This is a genomic window from Psychrobacter sp. DD43 (genome assembly GCF_904846555.1).
In the GTDB taxonomy this organism is placed as follows: Bacteria; Pseudomonadota; Gammaproteobacteria; order Pseudomonadales; family Moraxellaceae; genus Psychrobacter; species Psychrobacter cryohalolentis.
In genome coordinates this window covers 78,320-85,914 of sequence record NZ_CAJHBE010000016.1, presented here as the reverse complement: position 1 = coordinate 85,914, position 7,595 = coordinate 78,320, and the positions used below count along the sequence as shown (strand labels likewise).

Sequence of the window (7,595 nt, the reverse complement as noted above, 5' to 3'; positions counted from 1 at the left end):
TGAACCCGTTGTTGAACCCGTTGTTGAACCCGTTGTTGAACCCGTTGTTGAACCCGTTGTTGAACCCGTTGTTGAACCCGAGGTAAATGATTCTCAATTATTAATTCAATCTGAAGACCCTCGGGCGCTTCTACGTTGTCCGCCGCAAGAATTGATAGGTGAGTGGACACCAGAAAAATGGGACTATTGGCTACAAGCTGCTCGTGAAGCCGCTAGTTTGGCTCAAGATGAATTGGCGCTTGCCCGTCAAGGTATGATGACAGGCAGCTGTAATGCCGAAGCCATCTTTGTCACAGCAGTCGATAGTAAGCATTTGCAGGCAACCTTTGAGCAGCTAGCGACAAAAATGCAGGTACAATTCCCTGATGCTGCCATCAGCTTACGAATTGATAGCAGTATCGCGCAAGCCGATGATAAAACCCCAGAGCGTCGTCAACAAAAACGTCTCGTTGAGGCTAAAACAGTGGCAGAATCAAGATTGTTTAATACGCCAGTGATGCAATATTTAACCGAGCGCGGCGAAGGAAAAATGGGCAAGGTTCAGTTATATTAAACAGTCATACATTTATTAATTGATAGTTTATAAAAATTAGCACTTTATTAAAAATATTGTATTTATTGAAAAATCAAGGTGATATTTATCTATCATCTTGATTTTTTTACCTTTATTGATTAAGGGGCGCTCACATCTTACTCTGAGTTTAATATTAAAAAACTGTAAGATTTATCATTATCCGCTATAATGGTTAAGTTATATTAACAACTAAAAAGCAGCTTGGATGAGAATATGTTAGATAATTTACGTGGTATGGCTGTGTTTGCTAGTGTGGTCGGACACGGCTCCTTTAGTGGTTCAGCCCGTGAGCTTGGTATCACCACCAGCGCCGTCAGTCAGCAAATACGTTCTTTAGAGAACGAGCTTGGTGTGGTGTTATTACATCGCTCAACCCGTAAGCTCAGCTTAACAGAAGCGGGTGCTAGCTTTTATGAAGCGGCAAAAGATGTGGTAAGTGCGGCAGAGCAAGGTCGAATTAAAGTCAATCAATTACGTGATGAATTGGCAGGTAGTTTGCGTATTGCAACGACACCAGAGCTTGGTGTTAATCATATTTTGCCAGCACTATCGACTTGGATGTCAGCGCACGATGATCTTAGTATCACCTATTTTGCAGATAATAATTATATTGATATGATTGATGAGCGAATCGATATTGCGATACGTATGAGCCCTAATATCAACGACTCAACTGTGAGCAATCATCCGTTATCTGATGTGCGTCAAATGTTGGTCGCTTCACCACAATATTTACGTCAGCATAAGAAAATCGAAACGCCGAAAGATTTGGCAGATCATCATCTTATCTGTATTGATATCATGAAGGATACAAATAATGTTGAGCTTACTCAGACTGAGACTGGTAAAAAAACACGTATCAAAATGACGTCGCGTATCCATACTAATAATGTCTTTATGGCAATGACCATCGCCAAAGAAGGTCATGGTATTCTTAGAATGATGGAAATGGATGTCAAAAAAGAGCTAGAATCGGGCAACTTGGTCGAAGTTTTGACCGGCTACCAGATGCCAAGTTTTGTACTATATGCTGTAACCTTAAACCGTGAGCAACAACCTGCAAAAATCACGCGCTGCTTAGAGGTATTAAAAAAATACTTTCATGCAAACTAAGGTTTAGTTTATTTAAATGCTAATGAAGCTGATTGATTAATAACGAAAAAAGCCTATAGATAATTTGTCTATAGGCTTTTTTATGTTTTTGTTAAATAGACGTTTAAAACGAGGGTTTTAGTAAATTAACCAAGCGTTCAACCACTTGTAAGCTTTCATCACGGCTCATATTAAGTGGTGGTAGCAAACGAATCACATGACCGCCTGTGACATTGATGATAAGTTTCTGCTCATCACGAGCACGATCGACAAGCTTGCTACAGTCCATGTCTTCAGGCAGGGCAATGCCAATCATCATCCCAGCGCCGCGACTGCTGACGCCATATTGTCCAAATGCATCAACCATGCTATCACCAATAAACTGTCCCTCGTTGACGGCGTTTTGCATGATATCACTGTTCGCCAATACGTCATATACGCTATGTACCACACGACTGGCTAACGGTGTGCCGCCATAGGTTGAGCCATGACTACCAGCTCCAAATAAGCCATTAGCGCGACCACGTACCATACAGGCACCGACAGGGAAGCCATTACCTAAGCCTTTAGCCGTCGTTAATACATCAGGGCGTGCGCTGCTATGCTGATAAGCAAAATACTTACCTGTTCGTCCATTGCCGGTCTGTACTTCATCAAGCATGAACAGCCAATTATGTGTATCGCATACGGCTTGTATCTGCTCAAGGTAAGTAAAGCCGTTAGCTGCCGTATTAAGACCACCTTCACCTTGAATAGGCTCTACGAATACCGCGCAAATATCCTCATAGTCATGAGCTGCTTGTTCAATGGCGGCAATATCCCCAAATGGCACACGGATAAAATCATTATCTAAAGTGTAAAAGCCTTCGCGCGCTTTGGGGTTGGCAGTTGCTGATAATGATAATAAGGTACGACCATGGAAAGATTGCTCCATCACAATGACTTTTGGACGCTTAAATCCTTGCTGATACGCGTATAGACGCGCCAATTTTAGTGCTGCTTCATTTGCTTCAGCGCCACTATTGGCAAAAAATACACTGTCCATTTGCGCGGCATTACATAATGCTTCACCAGCACGCTCTTGCCAGTCTATACCAAATAAATTACTGGTATGAACCAATGTTGCTGCCTGCTGTTGAATAGCTTCGGTTACTTGTGGATGGCAATGTCCTAAACCACATACCGCGATACCAGTCAATGCGTCTAGATAAGGCGTCTCATCTTGAGTATAGAGCCAGCTTCCTGAGCCGCGGGTAAAACTGATAGGTTGACGAAGATAAGTGGGCATCAGGTAAGTAGCAGACATGTACAGCATCCTTGGAATCATAAAGTGATAAAAGTAAGAGGGTAAAGGGCTTAATACTATAGCTCATCAGAAAACGGCGTGGACTCAGCAGGCAATGTATAGTCTTCGTTTGCCCATGCGCCAAGATCGATCAGCTTACAGTGATGACTACAAAATGGCTTATATTTATTATCTTGCCATGTGGTTTGCTTACCGCATTCTGGACAAGGATACGTTTTAGGTGAAGGGCTGGCGTTAGAAGTAGATTCGGTCATAATAAAAGTAGAGAGATCCTTGGTTTTATCAACAAAGTATCCTCAAAAAGTAAGCAGTAATTGATTTTAAAATCATTGCTCTAGTAATCTGATTGAGAAAGCTATTTGTCGATGAGTAATCGATATCGTGATATTACTATTGGGTTGCATTGACTATATAATAGCATGCAGCCGAATAATGACAAATGACAAATATTTTAAGGACAGCAAATGACTGACAACCTTGAGCTTTCACATCAGCAAGAGCGGGCATTTCAACCTCAACGACTCTCAGCACCACGTGATTTTGTGATGCCAGACGCAGCACTTAAACCTAAATCATCACTCGTTTTGGAGATTGGCGCAGGGAAGGGCAAGCATGCCTTAAGCTTTGCCATGCAAAATCCTGATAAGCATCTGATTGCGATTGAGCGTACGCGCAATAAGTTTGAGGCATTTAAAAAATTGGCAGCGCAGCAGAATTCTGCCAATTTGACCGCTATTCATGCTGATGCAATTGCATGGATCGTACATGCAATTGCGCCAAATAGTATCGATAGTATCTATATCTTATATCCCAATCCTGAGCAGCACAATCCCAATCAACAATGGCTTAATATGCCGTTTTTTGAGTTTTTACTGTCACGCTTACAGGTAGGCGGGGAGATAATATTGGCAACCAACATCGAAACATATATGGACAATGCCGAGCATCAAGCAAATGAGGTATGGTGTTTGCCCAATACGCGTAGTCAGGTTGCAAGCAGCAGTCAGCGTACACATTTTGAAGTTAAATACTTAGCACGGCAAGAAACCTGTTGGGAGTTAAGCATGAAGAAACCTGAAGGTTATCAAACCAGATTCGATAAGTGGATGATAGCTAATGTGAGTATTTAAGGTAATAGCCTAAGTAAAAAAGATAAAAGAATTACATTTACTATAAAATGCTAAGGTTAAGTTAAAACTATAAAATAGCCTAAGCAATTAAAATTGTAATAAATAAAACCGCCCCAGAAAGGCGGTTCAAAAATCCGTCGAGTAAGTACGTTAAAATAAGTTTATAAAAACGGTTTTACTAAGTTATTAGAATCCGTACGAGCATCAAGCACCGTCAAAAATGTATAAGCACCAATAAATTTCCGACTGATAAACATAAACTCTTTAGGTGGTAGATTGAACTCGAAAGACTGCATCGCTTGTGTCGCATCATTTGAGAGGCGAGTATGCAGCTTACTGTTAGCCCAAATATAGCGCTGTTGCTCATCTAGACAATTAGCAGGCATATCCGTGTTTATCACAGGATCACTAAAAGGTTCAGTTGCCAACAAAAACAATGAAGCGATATCTGAACGTACTTTATCACTCATGGTATCAAAAAAGTCATAACCAGTCATGGCACTCATCATAGATTGATGATCATGATAATAACCGGCACGTAATAAATTATGAGCAATCGTCAATAAGTTATTATCGAACTGCCGAATCGCGCCAAAATCTAATAAGACCAGTTTATCAATTTCGGTTTCGTCGCGTGCGACACGGACAAGGTAATTACCAAAGTTTGGATCCGTTTGCATCTCACCCCAAACGAAAATCTCTTGTATCATGATTTCGATAGCCGCCTGACCGATGGCGTTTCGACGCTCAAGAGGGAGTAGTTGCAATGCGTCAGAAACCACACTGATACCCGGCTCATAAGACATACAAAGTAAGCGTTTGGTCGAATAATGGCGATTGATTTTCGGCACTACATAACGTGCATCGTCAATCAAACGGTTATAGAACCGCTCTGTTGTGTCAGCTTCCGCCTCATAGTCGACTTCATGATGTAATAAATCACGTATCTCTTCAAACCATGCATCGAGTGAACGGGTTTGTGGAACGATATTACTAACCTTTAACAAACTCTTAAATAGAGCCAAATCAGAGTTAATCGCATCGGCCACGCCCGGATATTGAATTTTTAATACCACTTGCTCACCCGTGGCTATGACGGTTGCACGGTGAACTTGGGCGAGGGATGCCGTACCAATAGGGACAGGGTCAACCTGAAGCTCCTGCAGCTTATTACCCAATAAATCCTGTAAATTCTGCTCGATTTTTGGCCATGCAAGTGTTGCTGTATCATCATTAAGCGTTTGTAAGGCACGGGTAATCTCAGGTGGTAAGATATGCTCACCATAAATCGCCAGCATTTGACCAATTTTCACGACAGAGCCTTTTAATTTACCAAGCTCTTCTGCCAAATAATGCGCCTGTTCTTCCATAAAAATCTGGTTACGTGCTGTACGTGCTTCTTTATTAAGAAACATACCAGACACGCTATTACCTGCCCAACGACGACCGATGTTCAACGAAGTTTTGGCAATCGACATACGACGATCAAACCCCGAGGTTTTTAAATTATCGATAGACTGCTTGTTATTAGAAGACCTAGAGGTATTGTTTGCCATAGATATCGTCATTTCATCGAGTTGGTATTGATTTGTGGGTGATGTACCTACAATACAAGGGAGATGTGCTATGAGTGTACAGAATTGTATCATATAAAGAAGGCAGGTTTTGCAGCTTAGCCAAGCGACGTTATTTACTTTGTAATTTAGGCTAGCATGCTGAAATTCTTAAGCATTTTTTGCCTGTTAGTTTTAGCAGCCTTTAAAAACTATAACCCATCAAAAAATTCAACCCAGCATCACGCTAGGTCGAATTTATCAAAAGTCGTTATAGGTAGGTGCTACTTATCACTACTATTTAAATGTTTTCACGGGCAATAGCATGATGACCGATATCACGGCGATAATGAGCACCATCAAAACTGATAGCAGCAGTGACCGTTAATGCTGCTTGCTGTGCATCTGAGATGCTATCTGCTAATGCAGTCACACATAATACGCGACCGCCATTGGTCACGACTTCTTTCTCATTGCTAAGGGCATCTTCATTAGAAAAAGCCGTGCCTGCATGAAAGACTTTTACCGAATTTTGATTCTCATTATTTAATTCTGGCAAGCCTGCAATCACATCACCTTTCGATGAAGTTTCAGGGTAGCCTTTTGAGGCGATGACAATACCAAGGGCAGGGCGCTCATCCCAATTGGCTTCGCTCGGTAATTTACCTTCGAGTCCTTGTGCAACCAAATCAACCATCGACGATTGCAGGCGCATCAAAATAGGCTGCGTCTCCGGATCGCCAAAACGGCAGTTAAACTCAATCACATACGGGTCGCCGGCATCATCAATCATGAGTCCAGCATATAAAAATCCGGTATAAGGATGACCGGCAGCTTTCATCGCATCTACAACAGGCTGAATCACTTGTGCCATGACTTTATCATGAACCTCTTGAGTGACGACTGGCGCAGGAGAATATGCACCCATGCCGCCTGTGTTTGGACCCGCATCACCTTCAAAAGCACGCTTATGGTCTTGGCTGGTTGCCATTGGCAGGATATTTTCACCATCGACCATACAGATAAAACTGGCTTCTTCGCCTTGCAAAAACTGCTCAATCACCACGCGGCTACCGGCATCGCCAAATTTATTATCCGCCAACATATCGTCAATGGCTTCATGCGCCTGTTCGATCGTCTCAGCAACAATGACGCCTTTACCAGCAGCAAGACCATCGGCTTTAATGACAATAGGTGCGCCTTGCTCATCGATATAAGCCTTTGCCGCTACTGCGTCGGTAAAGCCCTGATAAGCTGCCGTTGGGATATTGTTTTGTTCCATGAATTCTTTGGCAAAAGTCTTTGAGCCTTCTAACTGCGCGCAATACGCTGTTGGACCCCAAGCTTTGATGCCAGCAGCACGACAAGCATCGACAATGCCTGTTACCAACGGTGCTTCTGGACCAACGATGACCATGTCGATAGCGTTATTCTGACAAAACTTGATAACAGCGCTGTGCTCGCCTGCATCAGTGGCGTCTTCCAAAGTGACGTTTTGGCATTTGGGTTCAAGGGCGGTGCCAGCATTACCGGGCGCGATATAGATATTTTTTACATTATTATCTTTTGCGCACTGCCATGCTAGTGCGTGTTCACGACCACCTGAACCAATCACCAAAATATTCATCATACCTCTTGCCCTTAGCATTAAAATTCATAATAAGTGAGTTAATAGCGAGCCAGCAAAATACTGTCCAATATTCTGCGCTATTCTAACAAAAAAACGCCGCCCTTGTCATGACTATGTGTCATAGCTATGCGCCTGTCCGTCTATATTCAGCCGTATCAGATCACAATCGTCTCATTAGTAAATGTTATCGACATCTTACTGATTCATGAAATGATGTTGTACGCTTTAGCTATGACAGCAGGTGCGTTACAATTCCACCTGAGAGATAGCCTTGAGTGAAATTATTTACTCATAGACCTGTTAAACCTCA

The 7,595-nt window shown here is 42.3% G+C and carries 6 protein-coding genes and 1 pseudogene; 3 read left to right on the top strand and 4 right to left on the bottom strand.

The window, feature by feature from the left end:
* Together JMX89_RS09505 and JMX89_RS09500 are read left to right on the top strand one after the other, a co-directional pair.
* Nucleotides 1-553 (top strand): annotated as a pseudogene (locus JMX89_RS09505) (DNA polymerase III subunit gamma/tau); the annotation flags it as partial.
* 234 nt (nucleotides 554-787) lie between these two features.
* On the top strand, nucleotides 788-1,687 hold the full coding sequence (locus JMX89_RS09500; RefSeq protein ID WP_011513737.1) for a LysR family transcriptional regulator: 900 nt from the start codon (nucleotides 788-790) through the stop codon (nucleotides 1,685-1,687).
* A gap of 103 nt (nucleotides 1,688-1,790) precedes the next feature.
* Here the strand turns inward: JMX89_RS09500 and JMX89_RS09495 are convergent, their stop codons facing one another.
* Entirely contained in the window at nucleotides 1,791-2,972 is a 1,182-nt protein-coding gene (locus tag JMX89_RS09495; protein ID WP_201531634.1) for an aspartate aminotransferase family protein, read from the bottom strand.
* 56 nt (nucleotides 2,973-3,028) lie between these two features.
* Nucleotides 3,029-3,226, bottom strand: coding sequence for a DNA gyrase inhibitor YacG (locus JMX89_RS09490; protein ID WP_020443572.1), 198 nt, complete (start codon nucleotides 3,224-3,226; stop codon nucleotides 3,029-3,031).
* Nucleotides 3,227-3,436: 210 nt separating this feature from the next.
* Here JMX89_RS09490 and JMX89_RS09485 point away from each other — a divergent pair, with 210 nt between their 5' ends.
* Nucleotides 3,437-4,102, top strand: coding sequence for a methyltransferase domain-containing protein (locus JMX89_RS09485; RefSeq protein ID WP_201531636.1), 666 nt, complete (start codon nucleotides 3,437-3,439; stop codon nucleotides 4,100-4,102).
* A 161-nt stretch (nucleotides 4,103-4,263) separates the two neighbouring features.
* On the opposite strand, the gene JMX89_RS09480 is transcribed toward JMX89_RS09485, so the two are convergent.
* Together JMX89_RS09480 and purD are read right to left on the bottom strand one after the other, a co-directional pair.
* Nucleotides 4,264-5,658, bottom strand: coding sequence for an ABC1 kinase family protein (locus JMX89_RS09480; protein ID WP_201531638.1), 1,395 nt, complete (start codon nucleotides 5,656-5,658; stop codon nucleotides 4,264-4,266).
* Between the two features lie 298 nt (nucleotides 5,659-5,956).
* Nucleotides 5,957-7,282, bottom strand: coding sequence for a phosphoribosylamine--glycine ligase (gene purD / locus JMX89_RS09475; protein ID WP_201531818.1), 1,326 nt, complete (start codon nucleotides 7,280-7,282; stop codon nucleotides 5,957-5,959).
* Nucleotides 7,283-7,595 lie beyond the last annotated feature (313 nt).

Excerpts from the sequence above, each read along its gene's own strand:
- JMX89_RS09500 (WP_011513737.1), top strand. The coding sequence starts at position 788 with ATGTTAGATAATTTACGTGGTATGGCTGTGTTTGCTAGTGTGGTCGGA.
- JMX89_RS09495 (WP_201531634.1), bottom strand. The coding sequence starts at position 2,972 with ATGTCTGCTACTTACCTGATGCCCACTTATCTTCGTCAACCTATCAGT.
- JMX89_RS09490 (WP_020443572.1), bottom strand. The coding sequence starts at position 3,226 with ATGACCGAATCTACTTCTAACGCCAGCCCTTCACCTAAAACGTATCCT.
- JMX89_RS09485 (WP_201531636.1), top strand. The coding sequence starts at position 3,437 with ATGACTGACAACCTTGAGCTTTCACATCAGCAAGAGCGGGCATTTCAA.
- JMX89_RS09480 (WP_201531638.1), bottom strand. The coding sequence starts at position 5,658 with ATGGCAAACAATACCTCTAGGTCTTCTAATAACAAGCAGTCTATCGAT.
- purD (WP_201531818.1), bottom strand. The coding sequence starts at position 7,282 with ATGAATATTTTGGTGATTGGTTCAGGTGGTCGTGAACACGCACTAGCA.